The organism is Mycoplasmopsis meleagridis, from assembly GCF_900660695.1.
Taxonomy (GTDB): Bacteria; Bacillota_I; Bacilli_A; order Mycoplasmatales; family Metamycoplasmataceae; genus Mycoplasmopsis; species Mycoplasmopsis meleagridis.
This window is the reverse complement of record NZ_LR215042.1, coordinates 494119-513505: the sequence shown is the minus strand read 5'-3', so window position 1 is coordinate 513505 and position 19387 is coordinate 494119. Positions and strand designations below refer to the sequence as shown.

The 19387-nt window shown below is 28.7% G+C and carries 12 protein-coding genes; 11 read left to right on the top strand and 1 reads right to left on the bottom strand.

Annotated elements, in window-relative coordinates:
• Positions 1–320 precede the first annotated feature (320 nt).
• From EXC33_RS02085 to EXC33_RS02050, 8 genes are all read left to right on the top strand, one after another.
• Positions 321–2690 (top strand): P68 family surface lipoprotein, encoded by a 2370-nt coding sequence (locus EXC33_RS02085; RefSeq protein WP_046096812.1) that lies wholly within the window; start codon positions 321–323, stop codon positions 2688–2690.
• A gap of 61 nt (positions 2691–2751) precedes the next feature.
• Positions 2752–4377, top strand: a complete 1626-nt coding sequence (locus tag EXC33_RS02080; protein ID WP_046096813.1) for a hypothetical protein — start codon at positions 2752–2754, stop codon at positions 4375–4377.
• A gap of 8 nt (positions 4378–4385) precedes the next feature.
• Entirely contained in the window at positions 4386–6470 is a 2085-nt protein-coding gene (locus tag EXC33_RS02075) for an ATP-binding cassette domain-containing protein (RefSeq protein ID WP_046096814.1), read from the top strand.
• Positions 6460–7530, top strand: a complete 1071-nt coding sequence (locus EXC33_RS02070) for a carbohydrate ABC transporter permease (RefSeq protein ID WP_046096815.1) — start codon at positions 6460–6462, stop codon at positions 7528–7530. Before EXC33_RS02075 ends, EXC33_RS02070 begins: the two co-directional genes overlap by 11 nt.
• A complete protein-coding gene (locus tag EXC33_RS02065) occupies positions 7469–8452 on the top strand; it encodes a carbohydrate ABC transporter permease (RefSeq protein WP_046096816.1) in 984 nt (327 codons plus the stop codon). The genes EXC33_RS02070 and EXC33_RS02065 overlap by 62 nt, the downstream gene beginning before the upstream one ends.
• A gap of 3 nt (positions 8453–8455) precedes the next feature.
• On the top strand, positions 8456–8737 hold the full coding sequence (locus EXC33_RS02060; protein ID WP_046096817.1) for a hypothetical protein: 282 nt from the start codon (positions 8456–8458) through the stop codon (positions 8735–8737).
• Between the two features lie 11 nt (positions 8738–8748).
• Positions 8749–10329: a hypothetical protein gene (locus EXC33_RS02055; RefSeq protein ID WP_046096818.1), complete on the top strand. Its 1581-nt coding sequence runs from the start codon at positions 8749–8751 to the stop codon at positions 10327–10329.
• Positions 10329–11315: a hypothetical protein gene (locus EXC33_RS02050; RefSeq protein ID WP_046096819.1), complete on the top strand. Its 987-nt coding sequence runs from the start codon at positions 10329–10331 to the stop codon at positions 11313–11315. The genes EXC33_RS02055 and EXC33_RS02050 overlap by 1 nt, the downstream gene beginning before the upstream one ends.
• 90 nt (positions 11316–11405) lie before the next feature.
• On the opposite strand, the gene lysS is transcribed toward EXC33_RS02050, so the two are convergent.
• Positions 11406–12878 carry a lysine--tRNA ligase gene (lysS, locus tag EXC33_RS02045; RefSeq protein ID WP_046096820.1) on the bottom strand — a complete coding sequence of 491 codons (1473 nt, stop codon included), beginning with the start codon at positions 12876–12878 and terminating at the stop codon, positions 11406–11408.
• Between the two features lie 225 nt (positions 12879–13103).
• On the opposite strand from lysS, the gene mip reads away from it, so the two are divergent.
• The 3 genes from mip to EXC33_RS02830 are packed head-to-tail and all read left to right on the top strand — an operon-like array spanning position 13104 to position 19385.
• Positions 13104–15509, top strand: coding sequence for an Ig-specific serine endopeptidase MIP (mip, locus tag EXC33_RS02040; protein ID WP_052716985.1), 2406 nt, complete (start codon positions 13104–13106; stop codon positions 15507–15509).
• Between the two features lie 23 nt (positions 15510–15532).
• Positions 15533–17968: a putative immunoglobulin-blocking virulence protein gene (locus EXC33_RS02035; RefSeq protein WP_046096821.1), complete on the top strand. Its 2436-nt coding sequence runs from the start codon at positions 15533–15535 to the stop codon at positions 17966–17968.
• Positions 17946–19385: an MSC_0624 family F1-like ATPase-associated membrane protein gene (locus EXC33_RS02830; RefSeq protein ID WP_052716987.1), complete on the top strand. Its 1440-nt coding sequence runs from the start codon at positions 17946–17948 to the stop codon at positions 19383–19385. The genes EXC33_RS02035 and EXC33_RS02830 overlap by 23 nt, the downstream gene beginning before the upstream one ends.
• Positions 19386–19387 lie beyond the last annotated feature (2 nt).

Below are 19387 nucleotides of genomic sequence, written 5' to 3'. Positions count from 1 at the left end.
AACACGAAAATGAAAAATATAGTTTAGAGCATTTTTATTTTCCAAATCAGAAATAAAAATTTCTTCTTGATAAAGAAATATTTGTTTCTCTAATATGCCTTTTTTCACTTTTTTGATTACTTTTAATACTTAAATTAGCTTCTTTCCAATCACAGAAATTTTAAATTTAAAATGCCATATTTTAAAAAATGCAATTTTTCAACTAAAAAATTATTAAATATTTATATATTTACTTTATTAATTAAAATAGTGTTGCGGTTAAATGACAATAAATAATTAAAATGAAAGCAAATATTGATATTTTGTTTGGAAAGGCGTTAATGACTAAATTTAAAAAATCTCTTTTTGGGGTAGCTGCTTTAGCGGGTATTATCTCTCCTGTTGCTTTAGCTGCTTCATGTACAGATACAGATACAAAAACACCAGATCCTAACACATCTGGCGGTGATACTGGTAACAAAGACAATCAAGGTTCTACTACTAATACCAAAACATATTACGAGTATGCCAACAATTTAAAATCTGCTTTATCAAACAGACTTGATGCAAATAGTATAAATACTGTTAAAGTTGGCGTTAACTTTTCAAAAGATAGAGAACAATGAAATGCAATTTTAGCTGTTATTGATAGATTCAATTCTTTGAGTAATGAATACAAATCTAGAAAAACAGAATTAGATGCTAAAAAAGCAACAGGCACTCTTACAGATGAAGAAACAGCTGAACTAGCTAAAATTGACGATTTTCTAAAGTACTATAAAAAAGTTGAATTAATCAATTTAGGTTCAGGTGGATATAATGCAGGTGCTCAATATGTTAATGACAAATTAACAGCTAAAAACACTAACGAATTATTCAGCATTATTCTTAATTATCCTGTTGTGGCATCGAATTTAGCAAGCAAAGGAATGCTTCTTAATTTCGATTCAGAAAATGCTAATTTATCTAACAAGTTAACTAACTTTAAGAGTGAATTTACAAAAGCAAATAACGGTAATACTTCATATGTTTCAAATCCAGGAACTTGAGTAGTTCCAGCTTTACTTTCTGGTAATGTTTTAGGTGTTAATGCCCCTGTTATGTCATATATTCTTGAAACAATGGAATCAAAAGGTGCAAAAATTAACTTAAGCGACTATGATGCTATTAAAGAACAAGGAAAAAATGACAGAAATGCTGTTAAAAAATTATGAGGTGAACCAGAAAGCTCTGTTAACTTGAGTGGTTATACTGTAGATCAAAGCACATTCTCATCAGCACAAAAATTATTTGAATTTGCCAACAAAGCTAAAACATTATTTAGCATATCGAAAGATAGAAATTCGAACGTTCATGTTTTAGGTATTGACGATGCTGCCGGTTTTATTGAAACTCTAGCCTATTCATCAGTTGGGGCTGACGATGATAAATTCTTGGTTAAAGTTGTCACAAAAGATGACACTATACTAGCTGATTATGAATCAATTAAAGATGAAAATAGTCAAATTGGTAAAAACATGGTTGCTATTTATGATGCTCTTAAAGGAGCTATTGCTACTGGAGCAGTTGTTATTCAAGCAGATGGAGTATATTCATCAACAGATGGTAAAAATCATAAGTATGCCTTAAATGTTGGTTCTTCAGCCGGTTACTATCAAAGTTTTGTTTCAGGTAACAAAACAACATCTGAGTTATCAATCAAATTGAATGTTAAAGAGTTTGTTCCTGTAAAATATTTCAAAGTATTTTCTAAAACAGAAGGTGACAAATCATACGTAAAAACAGATAAAAAATATAATACAAACGGTATTTACTCACCAGATGACATTCCGTCATATGTTCAAGCAAAAGACGATAGATATAACTACTACGCAAACGATGATACTGCAAAATCATCATTAGCATCTTATTTAGAAAAACTTAAATCTAACACAGAACCTTCTGATAATTTCATTGTATTTACTGTAGATCCAAAAGATAAACATCTTGCAGAACTTAAAAATTTAACTTCGACTAAATCAGATACTTTTGTTTATTTAGGCCAATATAGAACCGATAGAACTGCTTCTTCTACTAATACCATATATGAACTATTTGGAACAATTAAGAAAATGGATGAAAGTCTTGGTGGAATAATTACAAGAGGTTCAGAATCTGTTCTTAACAGAAATGAATTATTTGCTTTTTCTGCTCCTTCACAATGAAAACCAACAGATCCACATGTTGTTTATACTCAAGGCCCATCATTAATAGGTATACATACAAACGAAGCAGTAGACAATGCAACTAGATTATTCGTTAAATTCTTGTTATCTAATGATAAATACACCTTCAATGTTAAAAATGTTGGTCAAAATGCAGGAACTACAGAAAAATCTGGAACACCAATGGATATTGTTTCATCTTCAGGATCATATATTTTCCCAGTTAATGGTTTTGAAAATCAAGACTTTTCAAAAGAAACAAATGTTTACTTAAAACGTGCTAAACAAGATTTTGCTAATGTTATTAAACAAGGCGATGTGTATCACGCATTTGCAGAAATCGGTGACCCTAACGCAAATATTTTCAGACAACAATTCAAAACAGCATTTATTAACTTGAATAATAATATTGTTAATAGTTCTAATGGTACAGTATCAGGTTCATCATATAGAAGAGACATTATTGATTCAATAGTTACTGGTGCTCAAGCGATTTTCCAAAAATAATATTTAGACAAATAAACATGATAGCAAGTAGTTATCGTGTTTATTTATGAACCGAAAAATTATGAAAAAGTTTAAAAAATTATTTATTCCTCTTGCATCATTAACATTGAGTACTTTTGGTACTATTCTTGCTGTTTCATGCCAAAACGAAGAAACAAAAGAAGAAAGTATAAAATTAACCCCGGAAGATAAAGAAAGACAATATATTATTAACTCAAGACTAAATGACAATAATTTCTTTATTGATAAAGTTATTCCTGCTTTAGGTATAGGTTCTAAAATAAATAAAGAAGTAACTATTCCATATTCAAATGGAACAATAAACATTAATTACAAATTAGAATGAAATAATTCGTCAAAAGAAGAAATTAAAGCCACTAACAAAGAAACAGCTAATGAAAAAGTTAAATTAGCTTCTTATACTAAACAAACCGATACATATAAAGTTTTTTCTCAAGATTTAAAATCTCAAAATTCTCAAATGGAAGAACTTAGAGGCATTAGGTATACTTATAAACAAACTATCGTAGATGATAAATATCTTGATTTATATGACTTCAATACTTCATTAACAAGCTCAGAATTAGAAGAAATACAAAATCTTTTAAACCAATCACAAATTCAATTGAAAATTAAAGATCAGGAAGCAGATAATGTTTATTATGTACCTTCTTATAAGATCTTAAATCCTTATTATGTAGTAGATTTATCGAGCGGCAAAAAAATATTATTAGAATACAACAATAATATTCTTAACCCAAAAGTTACAGATACAGAAAAAACTACTGAAGCAAATAAAGACTTTACGACTAAAAGAGTAGTAACTTACAAAGTTTTTGTTTTAAATACTACTACTAATCAATGAGAAGGCGCTCTTAATAAAACGGTAAGTAGAGAATATAATGTAACTATTAATTTTGCCTTACCAAGCTCTCTTAACACTAGATTTGATAAAGCAATTGCTAAAAAAATTGATGTTAATTGAGATGAACTAGTTAATTCTTCAGCACTAGCTGAAATTACTCGTTGAGCAGATGGTGATACTGTATATTTTAAAGTTATTCAAGATTTTCCTCTTGATTCACCTCTTTATAATGAATTTCATGACGCTTTTATTAACCAAACAGAATTTAAGTTAAGAATTAGGGGAATCGATACTCCAGAAAAACATGTTGGAACTCTTACTTCAAGTCCTTTTGAATATCAATATGCCGAACTTTCTTCAGCTTTTGGTGAAACTAATTTCCCTGCGGGAACAAAAATCAAAGTAGTATTTAACGGTAATGCAGAAAAAGATGCTTTTGGAAGATACTTAGGAGATTTCTTCTTTGGAAATAATTTTGAATATTCTTATACAGTTGAAATTGTTAATGCAGGTTTAACTTTACCGCTTTATTCAGAAGATGATGTTAAAAACGCTATTAACCAAAAAAGAGATAGTTTCCACTATAGTACTATCCAATTAGCTGATGCTTTTAATGAAGCAATGATAAATAAAAGAGGTTTTTATAAAAATTTCGTAGATGGAGATGGTGTTAATTCATCTATTTATATTATGAAACCTTCTTCAGTTTATGCTTTTTTAAGCAAAAATAGAGAAGGAAATATTTATGAAACAGGTTATTATGACAGGTTTTTAAATTTAGAAAAATCAAGCGACAAATCAACAGATACAAATAATTCATAAGGAAATACATGAAATTAATTAGTAAAATAACTGATTCGCTTAAATCTAAATATTCTAATTACAGTGAAGAGGATTTAGCTGAATTTAGTAGATTAAGCGAAAAATTGTCTGATAAAAATAGTAAAAAAGATCACCCAGCTATTGAGTTAAAAAATGTTTTTATTGATTTTGGTGAAACATTAGCTGTTGATGATGTTAGTTTTACTATTCCAGAAGGAGCTTTGGTTACTCTATTAGGACCATCAGGTTCAGGAAAAACAACTACTTTGAATGCTATTTCTGGTTTGTTAACTATTACTAGTGGTAATGTTTATTTTAGAGGTAAGGATGTAACTAAATTACCTCCACAAAAGAGAAAATTAGGTTTTGTTTTCCAAAATTATGCTCTTTATCCTCATATGAGTGTATATGCTAATATTGCATTCCCACTTAAAAATGATATTGAATGACAAAACAAAGTCATTATGAATAAAAATAATGCAATTAACGAAATTAAATATATTTACCTACAAGCTCTAGGTTTAGATGCTAACAAAATAAATGAACTTAGAAAACTTTGAAGAATTTATCGTAAAATCGGGGCAGAATCTTCATTAGAACTTACTAATAAAATTATCAAAGATCGTGAAGAACTTGAAAAAGCAGAAACAGAATACAAAATGGCCAAAGTGCACTATACTGCTGCTTTATCAGCTGTTTCTAAGGAAGTTCTCAAGGCTTTAGAAAGTTTGAATAGATCATATAATTCACAAAAAACAGTTTATACTGATGAATTACAAATTATCAAAAATAATGGCGAAGTTTTAGATGAAAGCAATTTTCAACAATCTGAATTTTTAAATTCTGAAATTAGTTTGAAAAAAGTTAAACCAAAAAATAGTGAAGAAGCTAAAGAATTAATTAATCAAACTCAAGAATTATTAGTTAATTTACGTAAGGAAGATCAAAGTAAATTTTCAATTAATACCAAATTAAAATTGTTAAAAGTTGAAAATGCTTTAATGAAAAACTTACTTTATTATAAATACTACAATAATCAAGCTAGAGAAATAGCTACTTACGAACCATTAATCCAAGAAGCAAAACAACATTTAGCGCTTAAAAAAGCCGAATTTCAAGAAAGCAAAAAAAATAATAGTAGTGAATTAAATCAACTTAAACGCAATAATAAATATTTTCAATACTTAGCTTTTAATAATTTTAAAAAAGCTTTAGATGAAGTTGAAATTCAATATAACTTAAAACAAGTTATGATGGAAGATAAACAACTCAAAAATGCTCCTTTAACTCAAGAGCAAAGAGCAAAAATTGTTGAATTAAATAAAGATATTATTACCATTAGAAAAGCAATTCATGAAGCAGTTTTAGAAGTTGCTAAAAAAGTGGAAATTCTTCCTATTTTACAAAAAAAACCAACAAGACTTTCTGGGGGACAACAACAACGTGTTGCTATTGCTAGAGCTATTGTTAAAAGTCCACAAATTCTTTTAATGGACGAACCTTTATCTAACCTAGATGCTAAATTAAGAATTTCTACTCGTCAATGAATTCGTGAAATTCAACAAAAATTAGGTATTACTACAGTTTTTGTTACCCACGATCAAGAAGAAGCTATGTCTATTAGTGATATTGTTGTATGTATGTCTACTTCTAAAGTACAACAAATTGGCACACCAATGGAACTATATAGAAAACCTAAAAATAAATTTGTGGCTCGTTTCTTAGGAATGCCTGAAATGGCTCTTTTCCCTGGTAATTATCAAGACGAAACTTTAACTATTTTTGATCAGGAAATTAAAGGTATAAAAATTGCTAACGTAGATAAAGCTGCTTTTGCAGTGGGCTTAAGAGCAGAAGATTTTATAGTTAGAGAACAAGGTCAAGGCAGTTTTTCTGGAATTGTTAAAGCTGTAGAAAATTTTGGTAAAGAAAGTAAATTAATTGTTAAAGTACACGATACTGTAGAAGCTAATTTTTTAATTGATAATCGTTTAAATTATGTAGTAGGTGACACGATTTATTTCGACCTACCTAAAGATCGTTTACACTTATTTGATGAATTAACTGAAAGAAGAGTTGAATATGAAATTTAGTAACCAATTTTGAGCTAAATTATCGTTTAAATTACCTTTTCTTTACAAAATAAGTGCTGCAAAACAAAGCGAAAATAGAACTGAATCATTAGCCGGTTCAATCATTGACAAACCAGTAGCTGCATATAAACCAATCGGTATTTTATTGCCTACTTTAATTGTGCTTTTATTTTTCACAGTAATTCCTCTTGTTTTGAATATTGTTAGTGCCTTTTTTAATACTGATGCTAATCAAGTAACTTATTTTACTTTTCAAAACTTTGGAAACGTTTTAACCGATCCTGCCTTTGCAGTAGGATTTAGAAATTCAGTTATTTACGGACTTATTGTTTTACCTTTTGTTATGATGTTTTCACTACTTATAAGTTCGTTAATAGCAAATGTTATTAGTAAGAGATTAAGAGGATTTTGACAAACAATTTTCTTCTTACCATATATGACAAGTGCGGTTGCAATTTCTTTATTCTTTATCCAACTTTTTTCACCTGTAGGAGTTATTAACCAAATTCTTGGTTTAGGAACCTATGGCTGATTAGAATCGGGAGATCAATTTTCTTTTAGAGCTTTAGTGCCTATTATTTCACAAGGAATTTGAGGCGGATTAGCTTTCAATATCTTAATTGCAACTACAGCTATGCTTTCTGTGGATAAAAATCAATATCGTTCAGCTTCAATTGACGGTATTGGTAATGTTAAACAATTTTTCACAATCACTTTACCAGCTATTAAGCCAACAACAACTTTTCTTATCACAATGGGAATTATTAACGGAATAAAAGTTTTCCCATTAGCAATTTTTGACAACGTACCAGCTAAAGCAATAACTAATGGTGGGGCATCATTAATTCTTTATGTTTATAGATTTACTCAAGAAGGTAAATATGACTATGCTGGTTCAGCTGCACTTGCTTTATTCTTAATCGGAGTGTGTTATTCAACTCTTATTCGTGGTGGTTTCAATACGATTTTAAAAGTTTCAATCAATAAAGGAGAATACAATGTTTGAAATCGGATTAAAGATTCAAAAGTTATGATCGAATATAAAGCTAAACAAAAATAAAGAAATTACCACCCAACAAGTACATGAAACCCGTTTTGCCCTTATGGCTTTTGGCTTTGGCCTTAAATTATTTGGTCTAGTTTTATTTGCTTTAGTTATTCTCTTTCCTTTTTTCTTCATGATAATGATTTCCTTAATGCCTCGTGAACAAGCTGAAGCATTAAAAACTACCTTTACTTTAATTCCTAGAGAGTGAACTTGATCTAACTTTGTTACCGCAGCAACTACTTCTAATTCAGGGACTAAATATGGCGATGGATTTGTTTTAACTTTTGTAAATGTTTTATTTTCAATTGTAATTAAAACTTTTGTAACTATGCTTGCAGGTTATGCCTTCTCATTTAAAAACTGAAAAGGTAAAAATATCATTTGAAGCTTATTTATGGCCTTATTAGTTTTACCTGAAGTAGCATTACTTTCTGGACAATATAGGGTTATTACTGAATTAGATAAATTAACCGAAATTAAAAAATATTTCACAGGAATTATTGCAGTTATAGCAGTTCCTTTCATTGCTTCAATTTTTACTGCTTTAATGTTTAGAAATGCTTTTTCATCAATTCCAAGTAGATTAAAAGAAGTAGCTGCTATAGATGGCGCTATTGGTGCTAAATACTTCTTTAAAGTCGCAGTTCCCCTAGTTACACCTACAACTTTAACTGTAGTTATTCTTACATCTTTAGCTTCATGAAATTCATATTTATGACCTTCATTAGTATCTAATGGTAATTTCCAAGTGCTTTCATTATGATTATTCTCGGTTGGTCAAGAACAACAACCTGATGGACAAGTTATTTTGTTACAAAGTATTAAATTAGCTGGTGCTTTACTTGCTATTGCTCCTATGTTTGGTTTCTACTTATTGTTTAGAAAACGTATTATGGCTTCTATTTCAAGACAAGGAAGTGCAATTAAAGGATAGAATATGAAAAAAGCTAATGTTAAAACTAAAACAATTATTTGACTTATTCTCCTTATTATTGCCATAATAGTGCTTTGTCTAACTTCAGTTGTTATTGTTAATGCCGAATATATTATTGATGCTAATTTAAACTATGTGCAATTAGGTAGCGATGTTGTTTTAGATGCACAAGTAGAGCGTTCATATGCTATAGGCGCTGTTGCTTTATCAATTGTAGTTATTTTAATGGGATCATACATTTGTTATTCTGGCTTTAAGTCATGAAAATATAATGCGGTTCTTTAATTGAGGTTTATATGAAAAAAATTAGCAAACTAAGCTTATCAATAGGCTTTTTGGCAACATCCTTTACTCCTTTATTAGCTTCGTCATGTTTAATTAATGTTGATAAAGAAACAAAAAATGTTATTGATTATGCTAAAAATTTTCCTATTAGATTAAAATCAAATTTTCAAACAAATATTGAAGAATTAAACAATGATCCTGCTATTAGAGAAGCAGCAAATAAAAAGACAATTGAAAATGTTAAATTAGAAATTCAGAATGAAGAATTGAAAAAATTAAATAAGGATTTAAATAATTTAACACCTGAAGAAAAACAACAATTAGATCAAACTGTGGAAAATAAATTTGCTTCCTATGATAGAAACGAATTAAATAGCAGAACTAACGAGGCAATTAAAAATGTTTCTAATTTAGTCCAAGAAGCACAAAAAGCTCTTTCAGATCTTTTCATAAATAAATCAATTTATTTTATCTATAATCAAAACTACGCAAACATTAGATGAATATCAAATTTCATTGATACATACAGCGATAAATTAGCTAATTTCGTTGATTATAAAGATATTTTGGCAGTTATTAATCACTTTTTTAAAAACACTCCACTTAACTATGTATTTTTAACTAAATACAAATCAATTATTAAATTTGAAGCAATTAGTAATAAAGTTTCTTTCTCTTCACCAACGTTGCTTTATAAAACTTATGATCAATTCTATACTTATTTCTTTACAAAATTCAATGAAATTTTTGCTCAAAATAACACAAATAGTTATAGTGAAGGATTAAGCGAAATGCTTAAATATGCCATAGAAAACGGCTTAAAAATTAATAATAATCAAGCTGTTAACGGTATGCAAGCCGCAATGCCTTCAATTTTCTTAGCTTTGAGAAAAAATTTAACTTTTACTGATGAAACTGAATCAAATGCACTCTTTAGGGAAGCTCTTGAAATAAATTCGGATAAATGATATGAATTCATTAAAGATCCTAAAAAATTCTTTGAAAATGCAGATAACAATAATAGATATTCAAATTTAACTGCTACAGAAAATAATAATTCACTGCAATTAGCAGCTAAAAATAGATTAATTAGAACACTAAAAAGCATTAAAAATGAATGAATAGATAACTATGGTGCACAAGCCCCTGATGTAGCTAGAATGTTTGCCTTTATTATGTATTTTAATAGAGTAAGTGAAGTTCAAGTTAGTGTTGCCTATAGCAGAATAAATCATAAATTAGTTAGTTATATTGAATTTAAAGATAAAGATGGCAAATATAAATATTTAGACGTTGAAAAAGCTGTTAATGACTATAAAGCAGCAAATGACAAAAATAACTTTAAATTTACTTTCTATGATCAAAATATTTTTACAAATGATTGAACTTTCAAGCCAACTATTGTTTTAAATAGTGAAACAATCGACTCTTCAAATTCTAAATATGAAGAAGCAATTAAAAATAATGCTGCTAAAGTTCTCTTTAACGATCAAATTATCTTGCCTTATGATTATCAAAGTATGAATACAAACGAATTAGTAGAATTATTAAATCTCTTTGCTAAAAATTCAAATATCGAAGGAGAAAAATAATGTCTAGAGATATTAATTTAGGGAAATTTTGAAAAGATAAGCAAAGCGAGAAAAGTATTTGAAATAGAAAAGAATATTTCATTAGAGAAAAAACAATAATTGCAAAAGTTTATGATGAATCTTTAGAAGAAAATAAAGAAGAAATAACCGTTTTAAAAGAAAATGTTGAACCAAAAGAACAAATTAGTGAATCATTTAAACAAGAAGAAATGATTCTAGAAGAAAATTCTCTTACAAAAGAAAATAATTTTGTCGAAGAAAAAACTACTTATTTAGAAACAGATAATTTAACTTTAGAAAAAAATGAAGAAGAAATTAAGAATAAAAAAGTTAAGAAAGTTAAATTATTTGTTCAAAGAGATATGGTAAAAACTAGTTATTTCTTGCCAATTATTTTCCTAATTATATTTATTATTTATTTAATTTTCACTTGGATATTATTTGATGCTGGTGGAAATGTAAAATTATTTACCTACATTAGTGGCGCCGATAAACCTTCACAATTTGCACTTTTAGGTTTTCATTATTCGAAATGATTAACGACATTTTTCATCTCAGTAAATAATGGCACAAGCGCAACAGAAGCTAGTTATTTACTTAATTTATCAAATAGTGCAACTAATGGAACTACAATCTTTGCCTTTTTCTTATTTATCCTTTTTATAGCTTTATTAGCAACAACAGTCTTTTTAATGATTTGAAAAATAATTCCTCTTATTAAAAATAGTTTTACTTATGGAATAGTTGCTATAGCAATTACAGCATTAATAATTTTATTTACAATTTTATTAATAACTGCAGCCCCAAGCTCTAAATTATCATATGCAGAAGTAAATAAAGTTGTTTCAGAAGGGCAAAATGAACCAACTATAGATAACAATGGCAAATGATTGGGATATTTCCTTATGTCATTATTAATTATTAGTAGCGGGTTTGGAATATATATTTTCAAAATGGGGCAATCAAATCCTAAATTAGCTGCTTAAAATTATTAAAATAAACTGGATAACCAGTTTATTTTTTATAAATCTATTTAAATCAATAAAAAATTATTTTAAAAAAGAAAATAAATTTTTCTATTTATTTTCTTTAATTCTTCTTAAAGTTGGGAATAATAAAACATCTCTAATTGAACTAGTTTCTGTTAAAAGCATGATTAAACGATCAATTCCAATACCACAACCGCCAGCAGGAGGCATTCCATATTCTAGTGCGTCTACAAAATCATAGTCAATATCACTTGCTTCGTCATTACCATTATTTTTTTCTTCTAATTGCGATTCAAATCTTTCTAATTGATCAATTGGATCACTTAATTCAGTATACATATTGGCATATTCTTTTGTGTTAATGAATAATTCCGCTCTTTCAGTATATTTAGGATCATCTGCTTTTGAAGCTAAAGGTGAAATTTCGATAGGATGACCATAAACAAAGGTAGGTTGGATTAAAGTGTGCTCAATTAATTCTTCATATAGAGCATTGATAATATGACCAATAGTAAAGAATTTTTCAATTTTTACATTATACTTTTTGGCAACTTCTTTTGCTTTTTCTAAGCTGATTTTTCTAAAATCTTCTTTAGTTGCTTCACTAACTGCATCTACCATATTTAAACGTTTGAAAGGTTTAGATAAATCAACTTCAATACCATTATTCATAAACTTACTTTTACCGATTTTTTTGCAAAGTTCTTTAAGTAAAGTTTCAGTTCTATTCATCATTCCTTCAACGTTAGAATATGCTTCATAAAATTCTATAGTAGTAAATTCGGGATTGTGTGTTGTATCATAGCCTTCGTTTCTAAAAATTCTCCCCATTTCATAAACTCTATCAAAACCACCAACTACTAATTTTTTAAGAGGAATTTCTGTAGCTATTCTTAAAACAAATTCTTGATTTAAAGCATTATGGTGCGTTTTAAAAGGTTTTGCAGCAGCACCAGATAAATAATCATGTAAAAAAGGAGTTTCAGCTTCTAAATAACCTAAATCGTTAAAATAGTCTCTAATTCATTGCACCACTTTAGTTCTTAATATGAATCTTTCACGTGATTCTTTGTTCATTATTAAGTCAACATATCTACGACGATATCTTTCTTCAGTGTCAACTAGACCATGGTATTTTTCAGGAAGAGGTTTTAAAGCTTTAGTTAAAATATCTATTTTGTTAATTCTTATGCAAACTGCTTCAGTGTTAGTTTTCATCACTAAACCATTAATTCACACAATGTCACCTATGTCTAATCTTTCTACAAGTTTATCATAGTCAGGTAATTCTTTTTTGTTAAAGTAAGCTTGAATTTGGCCTTTATAATCTTGAATTACTAAAAAAGGGCCTCTTTTATTCATCAATCTACCGCTAATATTTTTAGCTATATTTTTACTTTCAATTACCTCTTTATTTACCTCTTGAAATTCGTCCAAAATGTCTTTTGAATAGCTTAATTCGCCCAAATTGTATGCTTTTTTAAAAACGATAATATTATCGTTTGCATAATCTTTTAATTTATTTCTGCGCACTTGTTCTTGTTCAGTAAGTTTTACCATTTTATAACTCCTAAAAATGTTAGTAATCTTATTTTATACGAGAGTTAATAAAAAGCAAAAAATTAGAATTATAAATACAATTTTTGCTTTTGTAGGCAAATTTAAACTTTTTAAAAGAGAAAATTATTTTTTTCATTTTAGAAGAAAATACTCTTTTTTTTTTTTTTTTTTGCGCACCCTATAATTAAATATACTTTATTAATATATTTAATATAGTGAGGTAAGATGAAAAATAAAAAATGATTACTTCTTTCAAATTTATTTTTAGGTGGTGCAATTATTCCTTTTGCAGCTTCTTGCAACAATACGAATAATACAAATGATGATAATAGTCCTACCTACAAAGATAGCGAGGAAAAAGATCCTGCTAATAATGATAATAATACGGATAATAATACTCAAAATAATTCATCTAGCGCAGCAGGTAAAGAAGGATCAGTTGAAGTAGAGGACTATGGCCCTACGCCTGTTTTTCCCGGAACGCAATCTACTTCTAGTGTAAGATTAAATATTCCAGGTAAACCAGAATTAGCAAATGACAAGGAAAAGTGAAGCAAATTATCTAAAGAAGAAAAAACTAAAGCAGAATTAGATGCTTATGTTGACGCTTTGCAAAGCAATTTTGGAACTTACCAAGATAAATTAAAAAATTCTAAGTTAACTGATTTACCTAGATTAGATGCAGAGCAAATTCAAAAATATGATGAAAAAGCTGCACAAGCAGGACAGCCTACTTTTGAAAGTGCAATAGCTAGAAATTTTTCGGTTGCTAATGAGGATGGCACTATTACTTTAAATCCTATTCGTGATTCTGTCAAAGCGGCATATTGAGATTCAGTGCCAAATAATAGAGGTTTAGCAAGAAATTTGCCTAACCAAAAATATAAGGATGTAGCTTTACAAAGTTATGCTATTGAATTCGTTAATATGAATGAAAAAATTAGAGACGAAGTCAAAGATAATAAATATATCAAAATATTTAAAGGTACGGCATGATTGTTAGATTGAGAATTAGATGATAGCGGCTATCCTACAAAATGATTCTTAGCAACTAATGCTCACGTTGCGGCTGGTTTTATAACTGAAAATAATACTGGTTTAAGATATACTAATCAAAATGATTTAGAAAAAGAAGCAAAGAACCATAAAAAATACTTGGATCAATATAACCAAGCCCAAAAAGCTTTTGATGAAATGGCTGTAGAATATGATGATAAAATTCGTGCAGCCAATGATGAAATCGCTGGTTATGAGGCTAAGTTAAGAATTGCTGAAACTAACCAAGATCCAGCTGAAGTAGATAAATATAATAAATTACTTGATCAAGTTAAATTGGGCGATTTAAAGAGTGCTATTGATGCAAAAAATAAAATGGCAGAAGAAAAATGATATCCAATTTATGGTAAACAGTGAAATGAAGCTAAAGCACATCTAAATGATTTTGTTGGTGCAACTAGAACAATATTCCTTAGCCATTTCAATGATAGTGTGCCAATTGATCAAGACCTAAAAGTTATGGGCTTAGATAATAGTGTTGATAGATATGAATTAAAACCTTCACAAGTAAAATTAATTTATGCTGGTGTAGATTTTCTTAATTCTTCACCTAAGGATTATTTGAAGAGCACTTCATCTTTATCTAATGTTCAAGAAGCAGCTGATTTTGCTGTTATTGAAATCGATTTTAATAATCCAAGTGGTGTCACTAGTTATTCATATACAAACAATAGAACTAAACAACATGTTGTTCAAAATGCGCATGAGTTAGCTAAAACTGCTACAAATGGTTATGCAACTTGAGATAAAAGCAGACAATTTAAATTTGCTTCTAAAACTTTAAGTCAAACTTATTCAAATCTTATCAATGAAAAAGTTAATGTTAGAACAACAGATAATAGAGAAGTTTCTGTATCAAAAGCGGATGTTGACTTTATTTCTTTAGGTTTCCCTGATTCTAAGAGTGATAATTTCATCAAAAAAACATATTCAAATGATGATTACATTAATGAATCATCACAATCATTGTGAGTAAATAAACCTTACTATATAGCCGATTACAATAGAACAGAAGGAAGAGTCTTTACTAAAGAATTAGGTGGAGGGCTAAATAAAGCTTATAGTATTAGAAATGATGTTAATACTCCAGGTATTTTCGATCTAACTTTAGTTAGCCCTGTAATTTATGCTGAGAAAAATGAAGGTTATAAGTTTAACTTTATCAAAGATACTAAATCAGATTATAAAGGTGATACTTATACTAACTATGGATTAGCTTACTCATTAAATTCATGAGCACCCTTAGGTGGGGCTTCAGGTTCATCATTTAGGGATGTAGATAATAATATTTTAGGTATTAACTTTGCTATAGCTGATGGTAATGGTATTGCTCAAACTGCTTATATTCAAGCATTTAGAAGCAATGGCAATGACTATAATAATTTCTATGGTAAGTACAAACTTGAAGAATACGATTTAATTTATGGAACTGGTAAAGATCAAAGAACTTCGTATCGTCAAGCATTAGAATCATATAATCCAAATATAAAGACACATTTATTTCCTAATGGCGTTTCTTTAGCAAATGTACCTACTGAATATAAATTTGCAGATACACCAACATCAAGCAAGTAATAATTTTTAATTAAGGAGGCCTAATGATAAAAGCTAAAAAGATTAAATTAGTTCTTTATTTAGGGGCTGTAAGTACTGTTGCAGTAGCGAGCGGTATTACTGCAAAAGTTATAATCGATAATTCATCAATTAGGGCGAAAGATATAGGTATTATTACTGCCTCGAGAGGTTCTGATAGTACTATTAAAGTCGGTAATTATGAATTTAGAGATGATTATGCATCAAACAAAGATAATAATTTGAAAAAAATAGTTGAAGTTAAACCTAAAGAAGAACCAAAAGTTGAACCTACTCCTTCTCCTACTTCAAAAGAACCTGAACCTGAAGAAAAACACGAAGAACCTAAACCAGATCCAGAACCAGAACAACCTACTCCTCCAAAAGAAGAAACTAAACCAGAAGAAACAACTCCCGCTCCTGCGCCAGAGCCAGAACCAGAACCAAAACCTGAAGAAAAACAACCAGAACCAGAAAATCCTACTCCTGAACCTGTACCTGAACCAGAAGAAAATGCTCCTACTTCAACTGAAGAAGAAAATAATAATACTAGTTCAAATACTGATTCAGAAGGTGAATCAGTTGAATTAGTTGACCCAGTTTATGGTGATGTTGATAATACTCCTCCTAAAGTAGAAGAACCTAAAGTAGATATTATTAATCCTCCTGAAGTTGTTAATCCTCCCAAACCTAAAGAAGAACCTAAACCTGAGCCAAAACCAACACCTAAACCGGAAACAAAACCTAAACCAGTAGTTACTGATAAAATCTCTACTACTCCAGGAACTGAAGGAACAGTTAATATCAATTCTATTCCTGATTTAGATTTTAGTCATCTTAAACCTGACCCCGTTCCAGGCAAAATTGATGCTGCTACTAGGGCTCAAATTACTAAAAAAGTAGATGCAGCTGCAGAATTGTTCATTAATCAAAAAGCTCATTGAACAGAAGATGACTATAAAAAATTAAATGATACACTTAATTACTTGATCAAATTAAATCCTAATAGAACTAACGAAAAAGATAAAGATTTCCGTTATTTAGGTAAATTCGCTGAAAATAACGGTAAGAGCGCCGAAGAAAAACGTAAAGAAATAGGATTTGTAAGTAATTTCAATCTTGATACAAACTATCCTTTAGCTCTTAAAACATTCTGAGAACAAGTTAAAAGAGACTTGCCAGAAATGCTTGATAAAGGAATGATTCTTAGTCCTGAATGAGGTTTTGATGCCTTTTCATGAACCTTCATTGATGATAGTAAAAACGTCGTAAAAAGACATAACATTGAATTAAACAAAAAGAGATTCTTTGGTTATGATAGTCAATATAAACGTATGCCAAATGATATAAAGAACAATAACTACGTTGGATATAGTAAAAAAGATGTTACTAACGAATTTACTAGCCTAGGAATAAGCAAATCTGATGGTATTTCTGTTTTGCACTATACTCCTAATAGCGATTATTCTAAGAAAAATGGTAAAGAAAGAAATATTGCTGTTCTTGATGCAACTAACACAAGTGGATATAATAAATTCCTTAAATTCTTACAAGATGCTGAAAAACAAAATAAGAAAATTGATGGAATTATTATCCAAAATATGGGTCTTATTGATAAAAAACAAGACTTTAGTAAAATTCTTGAACAATTACCTTCTTCAATTCAAAACCTTACTTTATTCTTCCAAACCCATGATACTTCTTCATTGATTGGTTTAAGAAACAAAACAATTCAACAAGTTGATATTTATTCAATTGGTAATACTATTGACGAAGATTGAGCAATTGACCCTTATGCTTTAAGAGGTGTAAAATACATTACTTTTGACTATAACTACCAATATGATGATTTCTACAATGGTAACAAAGATGTAGCTGGTTCAATTGTCTTTAACAAACTTAAATTCAATAAACAAGATACATTTAGTCAAATTAATGAAGGATTAAAAATAGCCTTTAAAGATAGAAGCGACGAAAGAATTTTCCAAGGTGCTTTTGGTGATGGTTCTTGACCTACATGACTTGATTTTTCAGAACATCCAGAAATAAGATCACTTGAAGGAATGAATTTCTATGGTCGTGTTTTCAAAAATTTAACTTTATGAAACAATAGTAATGTCTTCACAGTTGATGCTAAAAAATTAAATAAACAACAATGATCTGCTTTATTGATCAAAGGACCAGAAAGACCTAAGTTAAACTTCGTTTCGCCTGTCGAAGTGGATACTCTTTATATTAAAGGTCAGCCAGGTGACTTAGGTGATAATTGAGGACCAGAACTTTATGCATTAACTGAGGCTGGTAAAAATGTCTTTACAAAAGTTATTGTTGATAATGAACAAATGGCTAATGTTTTAAATAGCTCACAAGCCTTTACTACATTTAATAAACATGCAGAAGTTGGCACAGTTAGCTCAAGCACTAGTTCAGGAGGTGGTGATGCAGACTTTAGCGCCAACTAAGAAAAAAATCCTGCAGTTTAATTTCTCTAAAGAAAATATTTTAAAATTTGTTTCCTTATTATTTCTTTTTCTTGCTTCTTTAGCCTTTGGCTTTGTTATTGAACACTTTATAAAAGTACTTACTGAAAATAAATTGATAAGTTATGAAACTTTATTCGATACAAGTTTGTTAAGTTTAAAAAGTCTTAATTTGTACATATTTTTCAATATCACTCTCTTTGGTTTATTAATTATCATAGCTACTATGAAAAGTTACTTTTTAATAAACCGTAATAATCTTAGATTCTCTCACTATATTACTTGGTATGTACTATATTTACTTTTTGCACTTGCTGCTTTAATTCTCTTTAGTTTTAGTTTCAATATAGATAATAATACGCCTGCTAAAACTTTATTAAACAATAGTTTTATTGTTATTCCGCTTTTAGTTATCGATATAAGTTACGAAATTTTTAATCAACACTACAAAAACAAATTATTTCACTTGAAGATTCTTGATCTAAGTTTAGAAATCGTTTATATTGTTGTTAAAGCACTTCTTGTAGGACTTTCATTTTATGTTTTAAGTGCTCTTATGAATAATCGTTCGATACTAACTATTTTCATTAATAACCAAGCGTTAAATGAAATGAATACGATTTTCATTAACAATCACGCTTATTTCAATTGGTTAATTTTTGGAATCATATTTATTGCTGTTTTATTAATTGGCCTAAGAATTTATGTCAATAGAAATAAAATTAAAAATATTATTCTAAGAAAAAAAACCATTTATGCTTTTATTAAAATGCTTTGCGTTTTATGTGTTGCTGTAGCAGTTTTTGCTATTTACGACTTAATTATTTATAGATCAACTAATTATTTCCTATCTGAATCAATTAATAAAAAATTAATCGATTTTATCATTGTTATTTCGCTTATTGCGCTTGTTAATCTAATTGTCTTTGTTCTTTATTTAATCAAAGGCTTAGGTAAGTATGTGAAATATCAATTTACTTTCTGAATAGGCGAATTAGTTTCACTATTTTTAGTTTTAGTTGGCAACATTCTTTTGAATAATGACACAAGATTAATCATTAACATTACTTCTAGTTTGTTATTTGTCATTAACTACATTACTCTAATTGTTTTCAAAAGACCTAAAGACAATTTCATTAAAAATGTCTTTCTTAGTCTAACTTTATTATTTATTGTTTTATCTCTTTTATTTAACATCCTCATTTATATTTCAATAATAAATAATAATTATTCAATTTTAACTTGAAGTGACAAAATTGACCTTTCAATAATTTTCGCAATTGTCGCACTTTTAAGTTTCTCGCTAATAATTATTATTCCTCAAGCATACGAATTAATCGTTAAATTCATAATGTTAGTTGATTTAAAGAAAAAAGTAGTCGCAAAAAAGAAAGGATAGAA